Source organism: Caballeronia sp. S22 (genome assembly GCF_964261745.1).
Classification (GTDB): Bacteria; Pseudomonadota; Gammaproteobacteria; order Burkholderiales; family Burkholderiaceae; genus Caballeronia; species Caballeronia jiangsuensis.
On record NZ_OZ180037.1, the window covers coordinates 258,469 to 277,223 of the forward strand.

17 protein-coding genes are annotated in these 18,755 nt (G+C 57.6%); 6 read left to right on the top strand and 11 right to left on the bottom strand.

The features are described 5' to 3' along the window. Positions 1-24 precede the first annotated feature (24 nt). Positions 25-1,437 (bottom strand): lipopolysaccharide biosynthesis protein, encoded by a 1,413-nt coding sequence (locus ACEN42_RS24890; RefSeq protein WP_371885035.1) that lies wholly within the window; start codon positions 1,435-1,437, stop codon positions 25-27. A 120-nt stretch (positions 1,438-1,557) separates the two neighbouring features. Then, the gene (locus ACEN42_RS24895; protein ID WP_371885067.1) at positions 1,558-2,874 is read right to left on the bottom strand and encodes a glycosyltransferase; all 1,317 of its coding nucleotides are present in this window, start codon (positions 2,872-2,874) and stop codon (positions 1,558-1,560) included. A 136-nt stretch (positions 2,875-3,010) separates the two neighbouring features. On the opposite strand from ACEN42_RS24895, the gene ACEN42_RS24900 reads away from it, so the two are divergent. After that, the gene (locus ACEN42_RS24900; protein ID WP_371885036.1) at positions 3,011-4,501 is read left to right on the top strand and encodes a glycosyltransferase family 4 protein; all 1,491 of its coding nucleotides are present in this window, start codon (positions 3,011-3,013) and stop codon (positions 4,499-4,501) included. Between the two features lie 117 nt (positions 4,502-4,618). Next, the gene (locus tag ACEN42_RS24905; protein WP_250486529.1) at positions 4,619-5,167 is read left to right on the top strand and encodes a putative colanic acid biosynthesis acetyltransferase; all 549 of its coding nucleotides are present in this window, start codon (positions 4,619-4,621) and stop codon (positions 5,165-5,167) included. Between the two features lie 59 nt (positions 5,168-5,226). On the opposite strand, the gene ACEN42_RS24910 is transcribed toward ACEN42_RS24905, so the two are convergent. Beyond that, the gene (locus ACEN42_RS24910; RefSeq protein ID WP_371885037.1) at positions 5,227-6,216 is read right to left on the bottom strand and encodes a GlxA family transcriptional regulator; all 990 of its coding nucleotides are present in this window, start codon (positions 6,214-6,216) and stop codon (positions 5,227-5,229) included. Positions 6,217-6,775: 559 nt separating this feature from the next. Between ACEN42_RS24910 and ACEN42_RS24915 the strand changes: the two genes are divergently transcribed. The 3 genes from ACEN42_RS24915 to ACEN42_RS24925 are packed head-to-tail and all read left to right on the top strand — an operon-like array spanning position 6,776 to position 10,867. Further along, positions 6,776-8,026 carry a hypothetical protein gene (locus tag ACEN42_RS24915; protein ID WP_371885038.1) on the top strand — a complete coding sequence of 417 codons (1,251 nt, stop codon included), beginning with the start codon at positions 6,776-6,778 and terminating at the stop codon, positions 8,024-8,026. Next, the gene (locus tag ACEN42_RS24920) at positions 8,023-9,876 is read left to right on the top strand and encodes a right-handed parallel beta-helix repeat-containing protein (RefSeq protein WP_371885039.1); all 1,854 of its coding nucleotides are present in this window, start codon (positions 8,023-8,025) and stop codon (positions 9,874-9,876) included. The genes ACEN42_RS24915 and ACEN42_RS24920 overlap by 4 nt, the downstream gene beginning before the upstream one ends. A gap of 49 nt (positions 9,877-9,925) precedes the next feature. Then, positions 9,926-10,867, top strand: coding sequence for a hypothetical protein (locus ACEN42_RS24925; protein ID WP_371885040.1), 942 nt, complete (start codon positions 9,926-9,928; stop codon positions 10,865-10,867). 33 nt (positions 10,868-10,900) lie between these two features. Here the strand turns inward: ACEN42_RS24925 and ACEN42_RS24930 are convergent, their stop codons facing one another. The 3 genes from ACEN42_RS24930 to ACEN42_RS24940 all read right to left on the bottom strand — a co-directional run bounded on the left by ACEN42_RS24930 (position 10,901) and on the right by ACEN42_RS24940 (position 14,643). Continuing rightward, on the bottom strand, positions 10,901-12,244 hold the full coding sequence (locus ACEN42_RS24930) for an MFS transporter (RefSeq protein WP_371885041.1): 1,344 nt from the start codon (positions 12,242-12,244) through the stop codon (positions 10,901-10,903). Between the two features lie 79 nt (positions 12,245-12,323). After that, positions 12,324-13,535, bottom strand: a complete 1,212-nt coding sequence (locus tag ACEN42_RS24935; protein ID WP_371885042.1) for a M24 family metallopeptidase — start codon at positions 13,533-13,535, stop codon at positions 12,324-12,326. Between the two features lie 142 nt (positions 13,536-13,677). Continuing rightward, positions 13,678-14,643 (bottom strand): GlxA family transcriptional regulator, encoded by a 966-nt coding sequence (locus ACEN42_RS24940; RefSeq protein WP_371885043.1) that lies wholly within the window; start codon positions 14,641-14,643, stop codon positions 13,678-13,680. A 172-nt stretch (positions 14,644-14,815) separates the two neighbouring features. Between ACEN42_RS24940 and ACEN42_RS24945 the strand changes: the two genes are divergently transcribed. Beyond that, on the top strand, positions 14,816-15,184 hold the full coding sequence (locus ACEN42_RS24945; protein WP_371885068.1) for a DUF2784 domain-containing protein: 369 nt from the start codon (positions 14,816-14,818) through the stop codon (positions 15,182-15,184). Between the two features lie 11 nt (positions 15,185-15,195). Here ACEN42_RS24945 and ACEN42_RS24950 read toward each other — a convergent pair whose 3' ends face one another. From ACEN42_RS24950 to ACEN42_RS24970, 5 genes are all read right to left on the bottom strand, one after another. Then, positions 15,196-15,636, bottom strand: a complete 441-nt coding sequence (locus ACEN42_RS24950; RefSeq protein WP_238294923.1) for a cupin domain-containing protein — start codon at positions 15,634-15,636, stop codon at positions 15,196-15,198. Between the two features lie 234 nt (positions 15,637-15,870). Then, complete coding sequence (locus ACEN42_RS24955; RefSeq protein WP_187606875.1) at positions 15,871-16,197, bottom strand: HdeA/HdeB family chaperone; 327 nt, start codon at positions 16,195-16,197, stop codon at positions 15,871-15,873. Positions 16,198-16,277: 80 nt separating this feature from the next. Next, positions 16,278-16,964, bottom strand: coding sequence for a response regulator (locus tag ACEN42_RS24960; protein WP_371885069.1), 687 nt, complete (start codon positions 16,962-16,964; stop codon positions 16,278-16,280). Between the two features lie 217 nt (positions 16,965-17,181). Beyond that, positions 17,182-17,946, bottom strand: coding sequence for a LuxR C-terminal-related transcriptional regulator (locus ACEN42_RS24965; RefSeq protein WP_371885044.1), 765 nt, complete (start codon positions 17,944-17,946; stop codon positions 17,182-17,184). A 447-nt stretch (positions 17,947-18,393) separates the two neighbouring features. After that, positions 18,394-18,696, bottom strand: coding sequence for a protealysin inhibitor emfourin (locus ACEN42_RS24970; RefSeq protein ID WP_238212342.1), 303 nt, complete (start codon positions 18,694-18,696; stop codon positions 18,394-18,396). Positions 18,697-18,755 lie beyond the last annotated feature (59 nt).

Genomic DNA, 18,755 nt, shown 5'->3' on the forward strand with positions numbered 1-18,755 from the left:
TACGCGGCAATCCGGCATTTCGACTCACACAACGTGCGCAAGAATGCGCCTTCTGAATAGCCCGATGTACACGACATAGTCTGCCACTACGCTGGCAATGATGGTTGCCCAGATCGCCCAATCGACCGTGCCGAACTTCTTGAGCAGGTATATCTTGAGCGGAATGGAGATCAGGCAAAAGACCAATACGGTAAGCAACTGCGGTCGCAGTTCATTCACGCCGTTGAGAAAGATCGCGAAGGAATTGCCCGTTGCTTCGACCACGGCGGACACGGCCACGGCGCACCGGAGTTCAAACGGCACATCGAGTTGATCGCCGGTCCAGACCTTCATAAGCCATGACGACAACGCGAGGATCGTCATGCTCATCAGCAACGCAGTTCCCGTGGTCACGCACATGGACAGCTTCAGCGTATTTCTGATGAATACCTTTTCGCCTCGTGATCGCGCGTCCGCATAGAGACCCCACAGCGGGACCGACAGCATCCCGATCGTCACGGCAATCGCCTGGAATAGCCGTTGGGCGACCGCGAGTCTCGCCACTTCCTTGACACCGAGAACGTTCGATACGATCAACGGGTCGCAGGCGCTGCCGCATATCATTCCGATCTGGAGGATGAAGAATATGCTCCCCGTCTTCATCAGCGCCGTGCTGTCGCGCCAGCCAGGACCGGCCCAGATGCGGCGGCAGAGTGAAAATATCCGCTCGCGATAAAGGCGCACCAGAAGGATCAAGGCGCTCGCGACTTGCACGCCGTACGTGCACAGGACGAGATATGGCATGGGCGCATGCGAGCGCGCACAGAGATAGAGCAGCGGCAACGAGCAAAAATATCCGATCGCCGCAACCGTATGAGGCTCCCACGCCCGCTGCAGACCGAAGAACACCTTTCTCACGCCACCCAGCGGAATGTTCACGCAAAACAGCGTGATGAAGGTAAGCGTGGACAATACAGCTTCCCGCGCGACCTCCGCCGACCCGATCTTGAGCACCCGCTGAAAGTCGATCAACATCACGGCGCCGGTCAATACACCTCCAGCCCCCAGACCGATTATGGTGAGCAGTAATACCCCGCGCGTTACGATCGTCTGCACGGCGTCGTCATCGTCGGCCGCTTTGGCATCGGCAACGAGATTGACAAGTCCGTTCGCGACGCCCAGATCCAGAACCTGCAGCATGACCGCGAGACTCGATATCGTCATCCAGATGCCGAAGCGCTCTTGTCCGAGATAGGGGAGCGTAAAGGATACCGACAGCACCACCACCGCAAAGCCCAGCGCCGCACTTACCGCGTTGCAGCCGACCGAGCGCGCGGCGCGGACATAGCGCTCCCTGTCGCGCCCTTCGGAAGCGCCGACACCAAAAGGCAAACGACGGAAACATAACCGTAGGATGGAAGCCGGTGCGCGCGCGAAAGAACGATCTGAAAGCGCCATGAGGTCGTCTCATCTATGACGCTTCTCTTCCGCTCGACGATAACCCAGGGAAAGAACAGCGACGGTTAAACGGAACATCGGCATCGACAACTTCGGACGGGCGCGCAAGCACGCCAAAGTTCACGCAATCCGGCCGCTCATCAAAGCGATATAGTTTTGGGCGACGCGGGAAACGTGGAAGCGATCTTCGAAGCATTGCTTCGCCGCGACTCTCATCGCAGTCTTGGTGTCTTCCGGCAAACGCGTCCATTGCATAAGGAGGCGGGTGATGCCCTGCTGCGTGTCTTCGTCCGCGAGTCCGGCGCCATCGCCGACGACCTCCTGCCAGATTCCGACCTTATCGGTCAAAAGCACCGGCACTCCGCATGCGAGTGCTTCGACCACTACCACGCCGAAGTTCTCCTGATGCGATGGCAGGATCATGACGTCCGCCGCTTGCAACAGGGACCATTTATCGGTTCCCTTCACCATGTCGAGCCAGGTGATGCGCCCGGAAAGTCCGAGTTGCTCCGCTTCGCGACGCAGTTTCACTGCGAGTCCGTCGTTGTCCGGCCCTGCGATGACGAGCCGATAATCGGCGGCGGCGTCCTTTATTTCGTGAAACGATCGGATCAGCAAGTCGCAACCCTTCTTTTCATGAATCCGCCCGAGAAAAAGAATGAGTTTCTTGTTTCCCGATTCGCCGGGAGAACGCCATCTTTCGATCTCTGTCATCCCGATCGAAGGTGGTGGCGCGGTGCCGATCGTCATCGTCGTTTCCCTGGCTCTGTACAACGGAAAGGCCTTGCGTGCCAGTTCGCGCTCGCTTTCCGTCGTGAATAGAACGCCTTTTGCGCCATTGACCACGTGCCGTTCCACGAACAGCCAATAGATCAGCTTCTTTGCGTACTTGAGCGGCTTACCGACGTTGAACCACGGATCGAGCATGCCATGCGGCATGACGAAATAGGGGATGTTTCCAGGACGCAGCGAAAACACCGCCGCGGCACTATGAAATTGCCAGATTCCGTCTACGACAATCCCATCGTATTGCCTGCCGTGTTGTTTGAGCCATCGAATCAGACGCAGACTCAAGGCGTATTTGCCAGCATAGTGCCCAAGGCGGACCACGCGATCGAATGCGCCATCGTCCGTCTTGTCGGCATGCGCCGAAGAGTCGAGACAAACGATGTCGACCGTGTGTCCGCTAAGGCGCAGTTCTGTCGCGAGCCTCTTGAGGGCCTCGGCTGGGCCGCCATAGCGCGCTTCCAGGGACGGAATGATGTGAAGCGTTTTCAAAGACGTCCTCCGATGATTCGTGATCTGCGCGAGCCACCATAAGAAGAATGGACTGTCATGCTGTCGCATCCGCTTGCCGAGGCCACCAAGAACCGCGTTCGCTCCGGATAGCCATCGTAGTGGCTGGTCCGCCTGAAAAACGCCATTGGCGGAAATCATCAAGCTTTTGGCCGCTGTCCTCGCGCGCGGATCATGGTCGGAGCGCGCACGACTGCCTCAATCGGTCAGCCAACGTCTTGTTGAGATCAGTCAGAACACGGTCCGCCCATACACGACCGGCTACCGTTGAGAGTGCATGAATCAGCGATCCGATCAACGAGCGCCCTACTGCGCCGCACGCATCCTATTCCGAGGGATTGAAGATATGCTGTCCAAGAGAGCTGCATCGAATGCGCTATACGATGGTGATCTGGCAGTTCCCCGCATTACCCTTGCACACGCCGATTATCTCGAACACCCAGACGCCGCAGATCTGCCACCCAGGAAATTTCATGTCCGCCCCATCCGATTGGTTGTTATCTTCGAGCAGGACAATTCGATGGGTGGAGGATTTCAACAGGCGATCAACGCCGCGCTTCTGACCAAACGTCTGCCGCCCGAACTCTGCACCGTGACGCTAGTCACGACACGTCAGTCGACGATCGAAGAATTACATGGTATTGGTATCGACGCTATTTACCTTCCCAGTGGGCGTTTGCAGCGGTTGCTCGCGCGCTTTCATGTGATGTGGCGTCAGTTGAATCCATCCCCATTGCTTAAGCAGAAGAATCACTTTAATTGGCTGGATAGAGCTCTGCGAGACATCGGCACGGACTTGGTCTATTTCACATGTCCGTCTTTCCTGGCACTGGTTACCACGCAGTTCAGTTATCTCTTTACTGTCTGGGATCTGTCGCACAGGGACGAAGTCGACTTCCCCGAGGTGCGGTCAGGTGGCGAGTTCGAGCGTCGCGAGCAGATCTATCAACAGGCGTTGAAGAAGGCGACCGGCATCATCGTGGACTCGGACGCGGGTCACGACAACGTGGTCCGACGATACGGCGTCGATACAGATAGAGTGCATGTGATCCCGTTCTCTCCCGCCGTTGCAACCCAGCTACCCGACCACGAACTCGATCATCCGGATCGCTTCGTCGATATCAAGGCCAAATATGGCCTGAATTGCGACTACATCTACTATCCCGCGCAATTCTGGCCGCATAAGAACCATGTCTATTTGCTAAGGGGATTACGCAGTCTGGAAGATCGTTTCGGCATCAAGATGGGTGCTGTTTTCTCGGGGCGGGACTTCGGAAATCTTGCTTACGTACGCTCCGTCGCGGCCGAGCTCAGGCTGACCGATCGAGTCCGCTTCGCCGGATACGTGCCCGATCACGAGCTGCCCTGCCTCTACCGACAGGCGACCGCGTTGGTGATGCCCACGTATTTCGGACCCACGAACCTGCCGCCGTACGAAGCATTTCAACTAGGGGTTCCGGTGCTGTATTCGGATCTAAAGGATTTGCGCGATCAGGTCGGTGACGCGGGTCTTCTTATCGATCTCTGCAATCCGGACAGTATGGCCGACTCGCTTCGAAAGCTCATGATCGATCCCGGCCTGCGGCAGACTCTCGTCGAACGGGGAAGGCAACGGATAGCTTCGCTCACGGATGACCGGCGCCTTTCAGTGCTTCAGCGCGCGCTGGAGGCTTTCCAGGCTCGACGTATGTGTTGGGAGCCTTGCCCGCCGACTCCTCATAATGAAGACGGGTACTCGCTCCAGGCCAACAGAACCCGCAAAGTCTGAGAACCCGTGTCTTGTGCAATGACTGCAGCAAGGGGAATCCAAATGGCATCAGAACTCGGCTACGAACAAACGTCAGCCCCGGAGGTTCCTTTGGAGGAAGCGAACGATGACTATCCAATGGGCGGCGTGATCGACCTTAGCCGTGCCGGAAAGGGCAACTTCGTGAAGATGCGCTCGCCGCTCGTCGAGGCGCTCTGGTTCATCGTCGAAGCGAGCATCATCAATAACAAGCTCGTTCCTTTCTCCGGCCTGCGCGTTGCGCTGTTACGGCTATTTGGCGCCAGGATCGGCGTGGGCTGCCGCTTCCTGCATCCCGTTCGCGTGAAAGCGCCCTGGAATCTCGTGGTCGGCGATCATTGCTGGTTCGGCTTCGATACGTGGATCTACAATCAGGCGCCTATTCGTATCGGCTCGCACGTTTGCATTTCGCAGAGCACGTTCCTCACGACCGGATCGCATGCCATGGGCACGACGATGAACCTGCGCGTTGCGCCGATCGTCATCGAAGACGGTGTGTGGATCACGGCAAACTGCGTTGTGCAAATGGGCGTGACGATCGGCCGTTCAGCGGTGGTCACGCCGATGTCCGTCGTACATCGTTCACTTGCGCCCGAGGGTGTGTACGGCGGTAACCCGTGCCGCTTCATTCGCAAGCGTTTCGATTGATTGTCGATGGCCGATGCATATCCTGCGCGAAGCATAGCATCGGTTATCTGCAGACAACATCAAAGCCGTTTCCGCGACCGCCCACGGAATTCCGTCGGAGACATCGAGAATTCCTTGCGGAACAGCTTCGAAAGCCTTTCTCCATTGCTGAGCCCTGTTCGACGAGCGATCTTGTCGACCGGAAGATCGCTACTCTCCAGCAATTTGCAGGTGAGTTCGAGCCGTGCGCGCAGCAGGTACTTCGAAGGCGTGAGCCCTATCTCGCGCTTGAACAAGCGCAGGAAGTTTCGCTCGCTCATCGAGAACATTCGCGCGGCATCGACGACGGATATCGGCTTCGAGCAGTTCTGCGCAAGCCAACGCGCCGATGCGCGCGCTTTTTCCGCAAGCGTCTGGTCACACATCTCCTCGAACGAACCCGCTAAAGATATTTCCCCGGCAGAGCCGAGGCGGTCCGCTACGCGCACAGCCAGTTCAGCACCCAGATCCCTTCTGAGTAACGCGAGCGAGGTCATCAGCGCCTGGTCGCGCTCATGCTCCGGAACGCTCGGCGGTGATTCGGGATGTATGCCCGGCTTGATCGATGGCCAGTCGCGCTTCCCCAAACCGGCGGCCGACAAGAGCATCTGGGCGTTGCCGATCGCGGTGATGGTGACACTCTTTGCACTGACCCGTCGCAATAGATCGATGAGGCCGTCATCGGCAGACGCGCGTGCGACACCGCTTCCGCCGGTGACGAAGAGGTTATCGAGGTTATCGAATTCCCTGCCTGCCAACTGTTCTGTCCAGACCGACATCGAAGAAGAGCACGAAACCGTGCCACCACGAACCGATAAGAGGTTGACGCGATAGGTCAATGACCGGCTCTGACCTTCGAATTGCAACTCGTTTGCCACGTGAAGCGCCTCGGCAAGCGTACCGGCGGCAAGCAAAGAGAACCCGTCGTATATGACAATGCCGACATGCTTGACCGCCGCAGAATCCTTTACGGAACGAGTGCGATTGTTATTGCAAGCTATCGCGTCGAACACGTGGGATGAGGTTGACATGACGGAGCCCCTTGGTCGTTGCGTTAGTGTTCTTCGTACTAAATGAGCAGATCGACTACCGGGCTTCATCGAAACGTGCGATTCGACGAGCTCACGAGAGCAGGTTACAGGCAAGAAAAAATTACGTCGAGACTTCGACAAAAATAGCTTTCCATATGAAAAAAATTCAACATCGATCATACGGATGAATGGTTACGGACGTTCGTATAGACATGATGCATGAATCACGTCATATCAATGTTATCGAGCTTCCTTTAATTCATACTTTATGAAGAGATTTTTACGTGCTTTTAAAGGAGCGCGAACTTTGGCAGATGGATTGGGTAGGTCCCGACAAGGTGTTGGCGATTTCCGTCTGACCTTCATCCGCTCTTTCGTAACGGCGTACATTTCCACAACGCGACGTCTGACAGTCCACTTCTCGATTTAGCTCGCGCTCACTGAGTGACATTGCCGACCTATGCGTACTTCGAGCACACATTTCGATGATGTGACGCCACTGCCGACTACCCTACCGGCGGAAGCAAGCTGGATCGTGGTCGCAGCGGGAATGGCGTGCGTGATTTCGATCCAGTTCGGCTACACCGTTCACCTGTCGATAGGAAGCGCTTGCTTCGCCCTCGCCTGCATCTACACGATCAAAAGGCTGACGCCTCTTTGGCTCGGCGTGGGGCTTCTCGGTGTCGTGCTCGTCGTCATTCCACATCTTTTTTCACCGGACGATTTCGCTGTCGATGCGTTGTATCGGTCTCTCCGCGAAGCGGCCTGCTTCTTTGTTCTCGTCGTCCTCAAGACAGTAACGTTGAACTTCAGCTTCGAGAGCCAGGCGAGAATCGCAAGAGCAATCTGGATACTCATGATCGCGCTGCTGGTTATGAGTGCGCTGCAGGCCATCGATCTCAAATACAGTCGAAGCGAACTATTCTTTGTCCCCTACGCTTTTTTTGCTCCGCCAAGCACGCCGGGCGGGTGCTGGACGATCGCGGCCTGCTGGCTTCAATTCGAGCAAGCGCACGGCATCCTTACCGTGATACGGCCATCCGCTACGTATTCGGAGCCTTCGTACCTCGGGTTTATCGTGCTATGCCTCGTTTTCGTGAGCCAGAATGTTCTCAAGGGACGCCACGGCGGCGGGAAGATGGCCTTCATCGCTGCCGCGATGGCGACTGTCTTGCTTGCTCAGACGACGAGCGGAATCATCTCCATCGTCATCATGCTTCTCTTCGCGACCAGACCGTCCCCCGCGAAGACGGCGGGGATCATACTCGCCGCTCTTTTCTTCGCGACTGGCGCCGGCGTCGTGATGAGCGACCGAGTCTCCGACATCATGCGGGGAACGGACATGTCGTTCCTCGCACGATTCACCTACCCCTTCCAGGCGGTGAGTCAGGTTCTGGAAAAAGGTTACGTGCTCGGCGTCCCGTCCGAATCCCTGGCGAAACTGGTATCGAATGAGGTTTTAGCCGCAACGGATTTGAGCGCCGGTGCAAGTGACAATGGGCTCATCAACATGTTTCTCCTATACGGGATATGCGGAGGCATTGCCTTATTGGCGATCCTCTTTCTGCGCTGCAGCTTTCCCGAGATTGTCTTTCTCGTTCTTTCGATGCAATTCAATGGCAGTATCTTTACTTACGATAAGGCGACCCTGATTTCCTTATCCCTGATACTCTTCAAGGCGCGCTTCGACGCAAATAGCGGACGGCGCAGCTTGTCGTTAGAGGATGAGCCTGTGGATCGCCTTCCTTATCTCAGAGCCTTACCGTCCCGGCCCGCGAAGCCGATCAAAGATGTCGCTGCCACACCATGAAACCGACATTCCGGTCATGCGTGAGATGGCTGATTCTTGCACTTTTTCTGTTGAGTGTAAGACACGGCTACGGTACGACGTTGTATGTCGCGGAGCACGGGAACAATAAGTCTTCTGGCCTAAGCACCGCACTTGGTACTTCAAGCGGCCCGCTCGCGGATATCGGAGAAGCGATAAAAAGAGCAAGTCAGTATTACAACTCCAAAGCGCCATCGACTGTGTCCATTGCGGTCATGGACGGCGTATATCGGATTGCAGCGCCCATCCGGATCTCGCAGAACGCCTCGGGACCGCCGCTTCCTCCGTTGCGAATCTATGCCATCAATGCTGGTGCGGTACGAATCAACGGTGGCAAAGAGATCACTCAATCACGCTCTCTGAAGTCGGGCGAGGTAACGGAAGTTCCGGCTGCTGCAAGGTCAACTATTCGTGTCTTCGATTTCTCGGCAAGCCCTTCCGGACTTCACGATCTGGAGGCGCATGGCTGGAACAATCCAGCCACCGTGACGAACACGGACCTCTACTTCAAGGGCACGCGAATGCGCCTGGCGCGCTGGCCGCGGACTGACTATGCCACCATCACTTCCGCGAATGCCGGTGAGCCTGACACGGTCTATGTCACGCCCACACCTCCCGGTCGATTCACGAGTGAGATAACCCTCTTTGCGGCAGGCTACCTTTCCTATGATTGGGCCATGGAGACACTGCCGGTGGTTGCGGCAAACAGCAGCGGGAGCCGTATCGTGCTCGGCGCGGCTCCGTCTCTTCCAGTCCAGATCGGCGGACGATTTTTCCTGGAAAATGTTCCTTCCCAACTGACGGCTCCGGGTGATTGGGTCCTGGATGTCAAGGGCCGGCGTATTCTTTTCTGGCCGCCCTCCAACGATATGTCGGGCACTGAGATATCGAATGCCGAATCATTGATGACACTGGACGGCGCAAGCGACGTTGAACTGAACGGCCTTGATTTCGAATTGTCTCGTGGCCCGGCGATCTTGATCACGAACTCGGATAACATCCGCGTGATCAACTCGACGATTCACAACATCGGTGGACGCGCCATCGACGCCTCAGGAAACCGGATCCAGGTTAAGAATTGCAGCATCCACGATGTGGGCGACGGCGGGGTGTACATAACAGCGGGAGATCGGACGAGTCTCGCACCAGGCGAATCAACCGTCTCCGGTAACGACATCTACAACTACAGCCTTTGGAATTTTACGTATCGCCCCGGAATTCAATTGTCGGGCGTTGGAAACATAGCGACCGGAAACCGCATTCACGATGCACCGCATATGGCCGTCAAACTAGAGGGCAACGACCATACGCTCGCATCCAATGAAATATACAACGTGGTTCAGGACTCGAGCGACGCCGGTGCAGTCTACATGGGCCAAGACTGGACTCAGCGCGGCAATGTTATACGCGATAACCATCTCCATGACATCGGAACACCTTCCCGGGATGTGCGGGGCGTCTATCTCGACGATCAAATCAGCGGAACGTATGTCTTGGCGAACGAGTTCGTTCGCGTTACCCACGCAGTCTTTGTGGGCGGTGGCAGAGACAACGTAGTTTCCGACAATGTATTCATCGACAGCAATCCGGCAATCGAGATAGATGACCGGGGTCTCACCTGGCAGGCAGCTGCGGTCCGTGATCCCGACGGGCCCTTTATGCGCGGGTTGGAGGCCGTCCCGTATACCGGAAGTGTTTATAGCAAGTATCTGCATCTCAAAGACATTCTGATCGACAACGTGGGAGCGCCGAAATACAACGTTTTTCAAAATAACACGATGGTGCGCAGCGGCTGCCCTGAATTCGCCAGCGGCAACACATGCACCAATTGAAGTAACACCGACAAACCAGGGAAAGACGATGAACCGTGCGCAGTCAATCATGGCAGCGATCGCCGCCGGTCTTTTGCTGAACGCTTGCGGCGGCGGATCTTCTTCATCAGACGTTGCACAGGCCGTGAAGGCGCCCACGACGTCTTCACCAAATCTGGTTGCTATCGGCGATAGCCTGACGGAGGGAGTCGGATCGAGTAATGGTGGATATCCTGCTGTGCTTTCTGGAATGTTGAATGACAAGCCCTATGCGAATCTCGGCATTGGAGGTCAGACATCGACACAAATAGCGTCACGGATCGGTGCGCTATCGTCGGCAGTGACGCTGGACGGAAACGCTGTCCCGGCGAGCACCACTGCGGTCAGTGTCTTGAGCTTGTCTATCGATCTGTTATCGACACCCGCCGACGACACCGCGCGCAGCAAGTCCGGAAGCCTCTGTTCGGTTCACGGGGTGCTGCAACGTACGGCCGTCGGTGGTCCACCTTCCACGAGCGAGATCTACACATTCACTCGTGACGCACCCGGCCAGGCAGTCTCGTGTTCTCCCGCTTCCGCGTTCCTCGCCGATTCGGAAGGCTACGACGCATGGACTGCCATCATATGGGTCGGTCGAAACAACTACGACGACGTTGCCACCGTCGTCGCCGATGTCAAAGCTATCGTGCAGTGGCTCAAGCCTTCCAGCGCGCATTTTGCCGTACTGTCGGTCATAAAAGGCGAGTTCAGCTACGAGTATGCCGGCGCCCTTGGCGCGCAACACATCGACCAGATCAATGCCGAGTTGGAAGCGGCATATCCCGACAATTTCGTCGACATCGAGACTGTTCTGGTCAATTCGTACGATCCGAACCTTCCTCAGGATGTCATGGACCATATGAACAATATCCCGCCGACTTCCTTGCGCTCGGATACAGTCCATCTCAACGATGCCGGATACGGCATCGTCGCCGCGCAGTTGAAGTCTTTCATTTCGGCCAGGAACTGGTAGTACCCGGACTATCGCATACACTTCTTGCGGCCGTCATTCATCCGCCAGCGGCGCATTCGAAGTCTCGCGGCTTGCGAGCATCGCAACGAGCGCGACACCCGCTGCCGCCACGAGATACCACGCCGGAGCAAGCCGGTTGCCCGTGACGCCGATGAGCCATGTCGCGACGAGCGGAGCTGTGCCGCCGAAGAGCGCATTCGCCGCATTGAAGCAAAATGCGAAGCCGCTATAGCGCACGCGAGTCGGGAAGATCTCCGACAAAAAGCACGGCAGCGTGCCGTCGTTCATCGTGAGCAGCGCGCCGAACGCAATCTGGATCGCGACAATCATCGCGAAGCTCGCGCCCGCCAAGCCCTTGAAAAGCGGCACCGTCAATACGGCGAACAGAATCGATGCGCCGATAAGCATCGACTTGCGTCCCACGCGATCGGATATCGCGCCCATCACGAAGATCAGGCCGATATACGTCGCAAGAGAAATGGTCGCCGCCATGAACGAGGCCGTCTCGCTCATCCCCATTTCTGTAGAGAGATACGTCGGCATATAGCTCAGCACAAGATAAAACGCCACTGCATTGAGACAGGTCACGCCAAAGGCAATCAGCATCCGTCCACGATGTTTCGACAGCAATTCTGCTATCGGCGTCTGCGCGCCATGATGATTCCGTTCCATAGCCTTGAAGCGCGGCGTGTCTTCCAGCTTGACGCGGATATACCGCCCGATCAGGCCAAATGGCGCGGCCAGCAGAAACGGCAGACGCCAGCCGAAAGAGTGCAATTGTTCGCTCGTGAGGGCGGCATGCATGAGCGCGACGAGAATCGAACCGAACAAAAGACCCGCAGCCGTGCTCGCTGGAACAATGCTCGTATAGAAGCCGCGCCGCTTGTCCGGCGCGTACTCGGCGAGGAATGCGGCCGCGCCCGCATATTCACCCGAAGCAGAGAAGCCCTGCACCACGCGCACCAGAAGCAGCAGGACCGGCGCGAGCATGCCGACCTGCGCATAGGTCGGCAACAGCGCGATCACGAAAGTCGAACACGACATGATGAGAATCGACAAGGACAATGAAGTGCGCCTGCCTATCCTGTCGCCGACGTGGCCCCACACGATGCCGCCGATCGGCCGCACGATGAACGAGATCGCGAACACGCCGTAGGCGGCGAGCAAACCCGTCGCGCCGTCGGTCTTCGGGAAGAACACGACGGCGATGATCGTCGCCAGATAGCCATAAGATGCATAGTCGAACCACTCGACGAAATTGCCGATGAAGCTCGCGCAGGCGGCACGCTTCAATAGCTTCGGATCGACTTGCGTGCTTTCCTTGTCCAACACCCCGGGCAACGCAACCTGCGCGGTTACCGCTCTTTCCGTGTTCATCGAATGTCTCCGGACGTGATGATGCGATTGCTTCGTGCGCTCCGGCGACGACACCGTCGCCGGTTCGTGCAGTGCCCGCTCAGGCAGCGATGATGTTGTGCTCGGGTCCGTAAGGAAAGCCCGTGATGTTGGTCGCGCCCTTCTCGCCGACGACGAGGATGTCGTGTTCGCGATAACCGCCCGCACCGGGCAGGCCTTGCGGCAGCATGATCATGGGCTCCATCGAGACGACCATGTTCGGTTCGAGCACAGTGTCGATGTCCTCGCGCAGTTCGAGCCCCGCTTCGCGCCCGTAGTAATGCGAAAGCACGCCAAACGAGTGACCGTATCCGAACGTGCGGTATTGCAGCACGCCGTATTCGGCGTAAATCTTGTTGAGCTCGTTTGCGATATCGCAGCATCGCGCGCCCGGCTTGATGAGTTCGAGCCCCGCCTCATGGACCTCGACGTTGATCTTCCACAGGCGCAGGTGAGCGTCGGAGCAGTGATCGAAGAACATCGTGCGTTCGAGCGCCGTGTAGTATCCCGCGATCATCGAAAAGCAATTGAGGCTGAGAATGTCGCCTTTTTCGACCTTGCGCGTGGTGACGGGATTGTGCGCGCCGTCGGTGTTGATACCGGATTGAAACCACGTCCAGGTATCCATGAGTTCCGAATCGGGAAAGCGGCAGGCGATCTCGCGCACCATTGCCTGCGTCGATGCGAGCGCCACTTCGTGCTCGGGCACGCCTTCGCGAACGGCCTGTGCGAGCGCCGCGCCGCCGGCATCGCACACATTCGCACCATGCTTGATGACATCGATTTCTTCCGCCGACTTGATCATGCGCATGCGCATCGTCTGCACGCCGATATCGACGAATTCGACCGATGGCAGCGCGGCCTTGAGCTTCGATAACATCTCTACCGGAACCTGATCGAATTCGACACCCACGCGTCCCTTGTTTTCGATTTCTCCTTGCACGGCGCGGAAAAAGTTATCGCGTTGCCAGTCGGTATAGACGACGTTGTAGTCGCCCACGGTGCGGCGCCACGGCTGGCCACCGTCGATGTTCGCTGAAATCGACACGGCCTTCTTCGGCGTCACGACAAGACCGTATTTGCGCCCGAACGAGCAATACAGGAAGTCAGCGTAGTAGTTGATGTTGTGATACGACGTGAACAGGACAGCGTCGATGTGTTCGCGGGCCATCAGTTCGCGCAGCCTGCCGTAGCGATTCGCGTATTCGGCGTCGGAGAACGTGTGCTTCGCTTTATCGCCGTTCTCGATGCGGATGAGGTTCTCCATTTTCATGCACTCAGCTCCTGGGTGAAAAGTCCGTCGGTGTGAGTGAATGGTAGGAGCGTCGTGGTTTCGAATATTTCCCGATTCGACGTCAAAATTCTAATTTTCGACATCGAGGGTTAACCACGAACGGCGCGTGCGCACGCCGCTTTTAGAGGGACTTTTGATACCGTCGGCGATCGGCTATCGGCGAGATGCCGAACTGAGCCTTGTAGCGCGTAGAGAAATGAGTGAGCGACGTGAAGCCGGTGCGCGCGCAAACTTCTTCGAGCGTGCGCGCGGTTCTATAAAGCAATTGACGCGCGCGCAGAAGGCGTATTTCGAGGTAACCCTGTGCCGGTGTCTTGTCGAAGCGCTCCTGGAACCATCGCTCGAGTTGACGTTGGGAGACCTTCACGAATGCCGCGATTTCCGCGATGCTGAGCGTCTCCTCGATATTGCTTTCCATGACCTGCAATGCTTCGTCGAGTTTCGCGTGTGCATCGCCGATGTATTGCCTGAGTGACGTCACCTGCCGTTCTTCATGACCGCGCCTCTCTGCGACGAGCAATTCGAGCACGCGCGCCGCGAGCGCGGGACTGCCCGGTGGCAGCGCGAGCAAATGCACCATCAGATCGAGCGGCGCGACGCCGCCGCTGCACGTGTATCGATCACGATCCACCTCATAGAGCCGATTCGACACGGTGAGCTTCGGAAACTGCTCCAGCAGCGTGTCCTGGTCCTCCCAGTGAATAGTGCAGCGATATCCATTGAGCAGGCCCGCGCGCGCGAGAAAATAGCTGCCCGTATCGAGACCCCCGAGCGCGCTGCCGCGACGCGCCTGCAGGCGTAGCCAGTCCATGATCGCGCCCACGCCCTTGCGTGGAATCGGATTCGGTCCGACGACGAACACCGCGTCGAAGTCGCCCGCCTCCGGCATCGAGACATCGGGGATCACGCGGATGCCGTCGCTCGAACGCACGACGTCACCGTTCGCGCCGATCAGCGTGTACTCGTAGACCACGCGCTCGACGAGCATATTGGCAATGCGCAACGGATCGACAGCCGTGCCGAGCGCAATCAGCGAGAAGTTTTCCAGAAGTAGAAAGCCGATTCGCATGACACGCATGTCGTGCATGCCAGGATGCGCTTGCCTTGTCGTTCTAGCGAAATTGGTCGTGGATGGCATCAGAGGCATTACTTATCGCGTGACTCACTATCGCTCCATTTTATAGAAGGCTATTCGCATGGGATAAGATCAGAGTCTCAAACGCTACCACTCATAGCGGGAAACGAAGCGCAACTTGAAAATGATCTGGCTTGCCAACGCGATTCTCGTGCTGCACGCGCTGATCGTGCTTTTCATCGTCGGCGGATTGATCGCTATCTGGGTGGGCGCTGCGACGAATTGCAAGTGGGTTCGAAACCGCGCGTTTCGAAGGGCGCACATCGCGGCTATCGGTATCGTCTCAACGCTCGCCGTTGTCGGACTTCCCTGCCCGCTCACCGTTCTGGAAGATCAGTTGCGCGCCGGGGAGACGGGCGCGCAAGGCTTCGTGCAGCGCTGGGTCGGCGCCTGCCTGTATTTCGATTTGCCGGTCTGGGTGTTCACGCTCGCCTACGTCGTGTTCTTCCTCGCCGTGGCGATGACGTGGCGCCGCATTCCGCCACGCTCGTGACGAATCGCGATTCAGACCGTCGTGCGCGGAAGATAGCCGTCCGGTTTGCCCTGGAGCTTGCGGCTCACCTTGAGAGCGAGCAATACCGGCTTCGTGATATGCGGACGCAGGATCGCATGCTTGCGCACATACCTGGGAACGTGCCACTCGGAGCGCGTACCCGCGTAGAACAACGCTGCGTGTCCCGCGCGCAATGTACGCGGTTCCTGGCCTTCAGCGGTGATGATGACTTCGCCTTCGATCACATAGATCGTCTCGTCTTCTTCGAAGTACCAGTTGAAGCGGCCGGCGGTGCAGTCCCAGACCCACGAAGTTGTCGTGGTGTCGAGACTTTGAGACCACCTGCCGCTGCGCGCGACTGGACTTCCTTCGAGGATCCATGCCGGGTCGATCGGATCTGGTTCGAGCAATACGTCATCCAGACGCACGGACTCGAAAACGGGCGTTGTCATGAAGGCTCCTTTACGGTTGCTGATGATCGGTCATGAACCAAGCGAGAAGCTGCTGTGCCTTGCGTGTTCACCAGTGCTTTGCATCGCCTGATGTGTCGTCTATGTGCAGACAAATTCGCAAGAAATTCGTTCAGCGATCACATTACATTCTGTAATGTTTATTGATCATACCGCGTCTCGGGCAATCGCAAACGGAAAAGGTGTTCCTTGTATGACAAAAGCGCGCGCGCGTTCTCAGTGATGATCGAAGAGCGCGATCTGATTTGCCTTGACCATCGAACGGACCTTCGACATGAACTTCGTCTTGGGATCCAGCTTGCACGCTTCGGCGACGGTCGCGCCCACCGGCTGAGCCGTATCGATCACTGTGGTCTCCGTTTCCTTCACGCCGAGCTTGTCGACACCGGCTACCCAGTAGACGAGCGCGGGTTGATACGCTTCATCGACCTGCACGAAATCCGCACACGTCATTTTCGCGGGGGCGACTTTTATTTCCTTCGCGCTCGCGGCACCGGCGGCGCAAACACAGATCAGGGCAAGCAGAATTTTGGCAGGCTTCATAAGACATTCCTTGTATGGATGATTGGGGTTTCTTCAAACTGCAAGCACATCTTAGTAATGCAGAGTTAGCCGAGAATTATTCAAGCGGGCTGTGCTGCGCGTACATGGCCAGAGCCCAGCAGCGTCCAGCCGATACCGCGCACATTGCGAATCAGTGCTCGCCCGAAGCGCTTGCGCATCGAGTGGATCAGCACGTCGAGCGCATTGCTTTCCACTTCGTTGCCCCAGCCATAGATGCGTTCTTCGAGTTGCGCGCGGGAAAGAATCGCTTCGGGCCGTTCGAGAAGCGCATGCATCAACGCGAATTCCCGCGCGGACAAGGGCGACGCGACGCCCTCGCGCCATAGCGTGCGGCGGTCGAGATCGAGGCTCAGTTCTTCATCGCCGATGCACGACGTTGCATAACCCGCCTGACGACGCAGAACCGCGCGAATTCGTGCGAGCACCTCGCGCACATCGAAGGGTTTGAGCACGCAATCGTCCGCGCCGACATCCAAACTGCGCACGCGCGTTTCCGGGTCGTTGCACGCGGTGAATGTCAGCATCGGCACCTTGTTGCCCGATTCCCGCGATGCCCTCAGCAACTCGAGACCGCCGCCGCACAACAGGCCGAGGTCGAGCAAGACCACCGCGTAATAGGCTGCGTCGATGGCAAGACGGCCCGCTCGCGCCTCGCGGACCCAGTCGACCCGGTAGCCATCGTCCTTCAAAGCCCGGAACAGGGCCTGCCCCATTTGCAGATCGTCTTCAACCAGTAACACGCGCATGATGTCCCTTCTTGTGGAAATTGTTCGTCGCAGTTCGTTGAAAAATGCAGGCACACCGTCACTGACTTTTATTACGGATTCCGAATCGATATGGATGGTGTTCCGGCGGTTCATTCCGACTGATTCCGGTCAACGATGATCAGTCGAGCAAGTGCAGTTTAGAGTCCAGGCGATCGCATGTCTGTCCTCACGAAACAGGACAACAATCATTCGCCCGCTAGCCGAGCAAGGCAGTCAGTGCAACGAGTTCGCGCTGCGTGCCGATGCCGAGCTTCGCCAGCGCTCGCTGCTTGTAGGTAATGACGCTCGCCGGAGAAAGCGCGAGCATCGCGCCCACGGTTTTCGCTGTCTCGCCCTGCCCCAGAAGTTTCGCGACGGATCGCTCGCGCTCCGACAGCGCCGTGTGCCATTTGATCGAGACTTCGCGCGGCACGTTCGGCGTCGCGCTCAGTCTCGCGTGTGTGGTGGCGAGCGCGGCGAGAAAATCCGCGAAGGCAGCAATGCAGGCTTTGTCGCGGTCGGTGAAACATCCCATCGCCGTAGACCGGTAGACGCTGAGAAACGCCGTGTAACCGGGTCCGGGCGCGATCACCGAGAGCTTGTCCGCGATGCCGGGTTCGATAAAGAACCGCTCGTAGTATTCGGCATTCGATTCGCGATTCAACATCATCGAACGCACCGCGGGAATGACCGGATGTGTCGCGGCCATCGCTTCGGCGCAAGCGAACTCACGCACCAGTGGATCCTCACGATAGCGGCCGCCTACATAAGCTTCGGTCAGGCGCGTGGCGACACCACGGGAGCGCCGGCTGGCAAGCGCCGATATCTCCGCGTGACGCGGCTTGACGTTGACGATCACGCAATGCTCGATCTCGACGATTCCGGCCAGCGCGTTGATCAGGCTATCGCCGAAATCGTCGGTGCCTGCCGCGCGCACACAGTTGGAGAAAGGAAGGACATCTGCAAAGTCTCGCGGATTCATACGGATGCTCATGCCTTGAAAACGATGCTCGGATCGCGCTCAAGAAGCCAGGAGCAAGGTTGCCTTCTGAGCGCTGGAAGGCACCAGGCGCGAACATTTTTGGGCGATGATTCACCGCTGATTTACGTCGTGTCGTTCGCGCGATCGAATGAATATTCAGGTGCAAGCTTCTAAGCCCACTTGAATACCAGTGATTCGAGTGGCGCTATGTTAGGAAGCTCGACGTAGGTCGTCTTGTCGTTTTGGCCCGTGATTCACGACGATTTCGGCACAATTTCTTGATCCGCAACCAAACAATCATGCGTGTCGTGACGCACTGCGAAAAATTCGAACGAACGTTCATTATGGCATGTCGCTTTTGATCGAATACGCGTCGCGCAATATAAAGCAGCGAGCTCTCCGATGCATTGCACATCGCGTCGCGCTGCGTTAGCGAACGACTGCTCTTCAGCGGTGACCATGCCCCTTCACGAAATTCATCAAGGCAGCGAAGGCGGGAGGAATGGATGGATCCGCTGCCTGGAGCCGCAGTGCATCGCCGCCCTCGATGTTGATTCGATACGTGCGGCCGTCCGGCACCGGCTTCGCGGCGCGCGGACCGGGCGCGCTTGCCTCGTCACGCGCGGCGGCGACGAGGCGAGCGAACTCGGCGCTGTCTTCCGGCGACAGATCGTGTTCGTCCAGAACGACCGGCCGTGCAAGTCCCGGAATCGCTGCGAATCCGCCATCGGTCGTCAGTTCCGCATGCATCGAAGGCTCCCGTGACGATTGATGCAAGGCGCAGCCCATGCAGAGCAGCATTGCGCAGA

Bases quoted from the DNA above. Each gene is read 5' to 3' on its own strand.
- ACEN42_RS24920 (WP_371885039.1), top strand. From the start codon at position 8,023: ATGAAACCGACATTCCGGTCATGCGTGAGATGGCTGATTCTTGCACTT.
- ACEN42_RS24935 (WP_371885042.1), bottom strand. From the start codon at position 13,535: ATGAAAATGGAGAACCTCATCCGCATCGAGAACGGCGATAAAGCGAAG.
- ACEN42_RS24910 (WP_371885037.1), bottom strand. From the start codon at position 6,216: ATGTCAACCTCATCCCACGTGTTCGACGCGATAGCTTGCAATAACAAT.
- ACEN42_RS24970 (WP_238212342.1), bottom strand. From the start codon at position 18,696: ATGCATGCGGAACTGACGACCGATGGCGGATTCGCAGCGATTCCGGGA.
- ACEN42_RS24945 (WP_371885068.1), top strand. From the start codon at position 14,816: ATGATCTGGCTTGCCAACGCGATTCTCGTGCTGCACGCGCTGATCGTG.
- ACEN42_RS24965 (WP_371885044.1), bottom strand. From the start codon at position 17,946: ATGAATCCGCGAGACTTTGCAGATGTCCTTCCTTTCTCCAACTGTGTG.
- ACEN42_RS24895 (WP_371885067.1), bottom strand. From the start codon at position 2,874: ATGATTTCCGCCAATGGCGTTTTTCAGGCGGACCAGCCACTACGATGG.
- ACEN42_RS24940 (WP_371885043.1), bottom strand. From the start codon at position 14,643: ATGCACGACATGCGTGTCATGCGAATCGGCTTTCTACTTCTGGAAAAC.
- ACEN42_RS24955 (WP_187606875.1), bottom strand. From the start codon at position 16,197: ATGAAGCCTGCCAAAATTCTGCTTGCCCTGATCTGTGTTTGCGCCGCC.
- ACEN42_RS24890 (WP_371885035.1), bottom strand. From the start codon at position 1,437: ATGGCGCTTTCAGATCGTTCTTTCGCGCGCGCACCGGCTTCCATCCTA.
- ACEN42_RS24925 (WP_371885040.1), top strand. From the start codon at position 9,926: ATGGCAGCGATCGCCGCCGGTCTTTTGCTGAACGCTTGCGGCGGCGGA.
- ACEN42_RS24905 (WP_250486529.1), top strand. From the start codon at position 4,619: ATGGGCGGCGTGATCGACCTTAGCCGTGCCGGAAAGGGCAACTTCGTG.
- ACEN42_RS24930 (WP_371885041.1), bottom strand. From the start codon at position 12,244: ATGAACACGGAAAGAGCGGTAACCGCGCAGGTTGCGTTGCCCGGGGTG.
- ACEN42_RS24950 (WP_238294923.1), bottom strand. From the start codon at position 15,636: ATGACAACGCCCGTTTTCGAGTCCGTGCGTCTGGATGACGTATTGCTC.
- ACEN42_RS24960 (WP_371885069.1), bottom strand. From the start codon at position 16,964: ATGCGCGTGTTACTGGTTGAAGACGATCTGCAAATGGGGCAGGCCCTG.
- ACEN42_RS24900 (WP_371885036.1), top strand. From the start codon at position 3,011: ATGAATCAGCGATCCGATCAACGAGCGCCCTACTGCGCCGCACGCATC.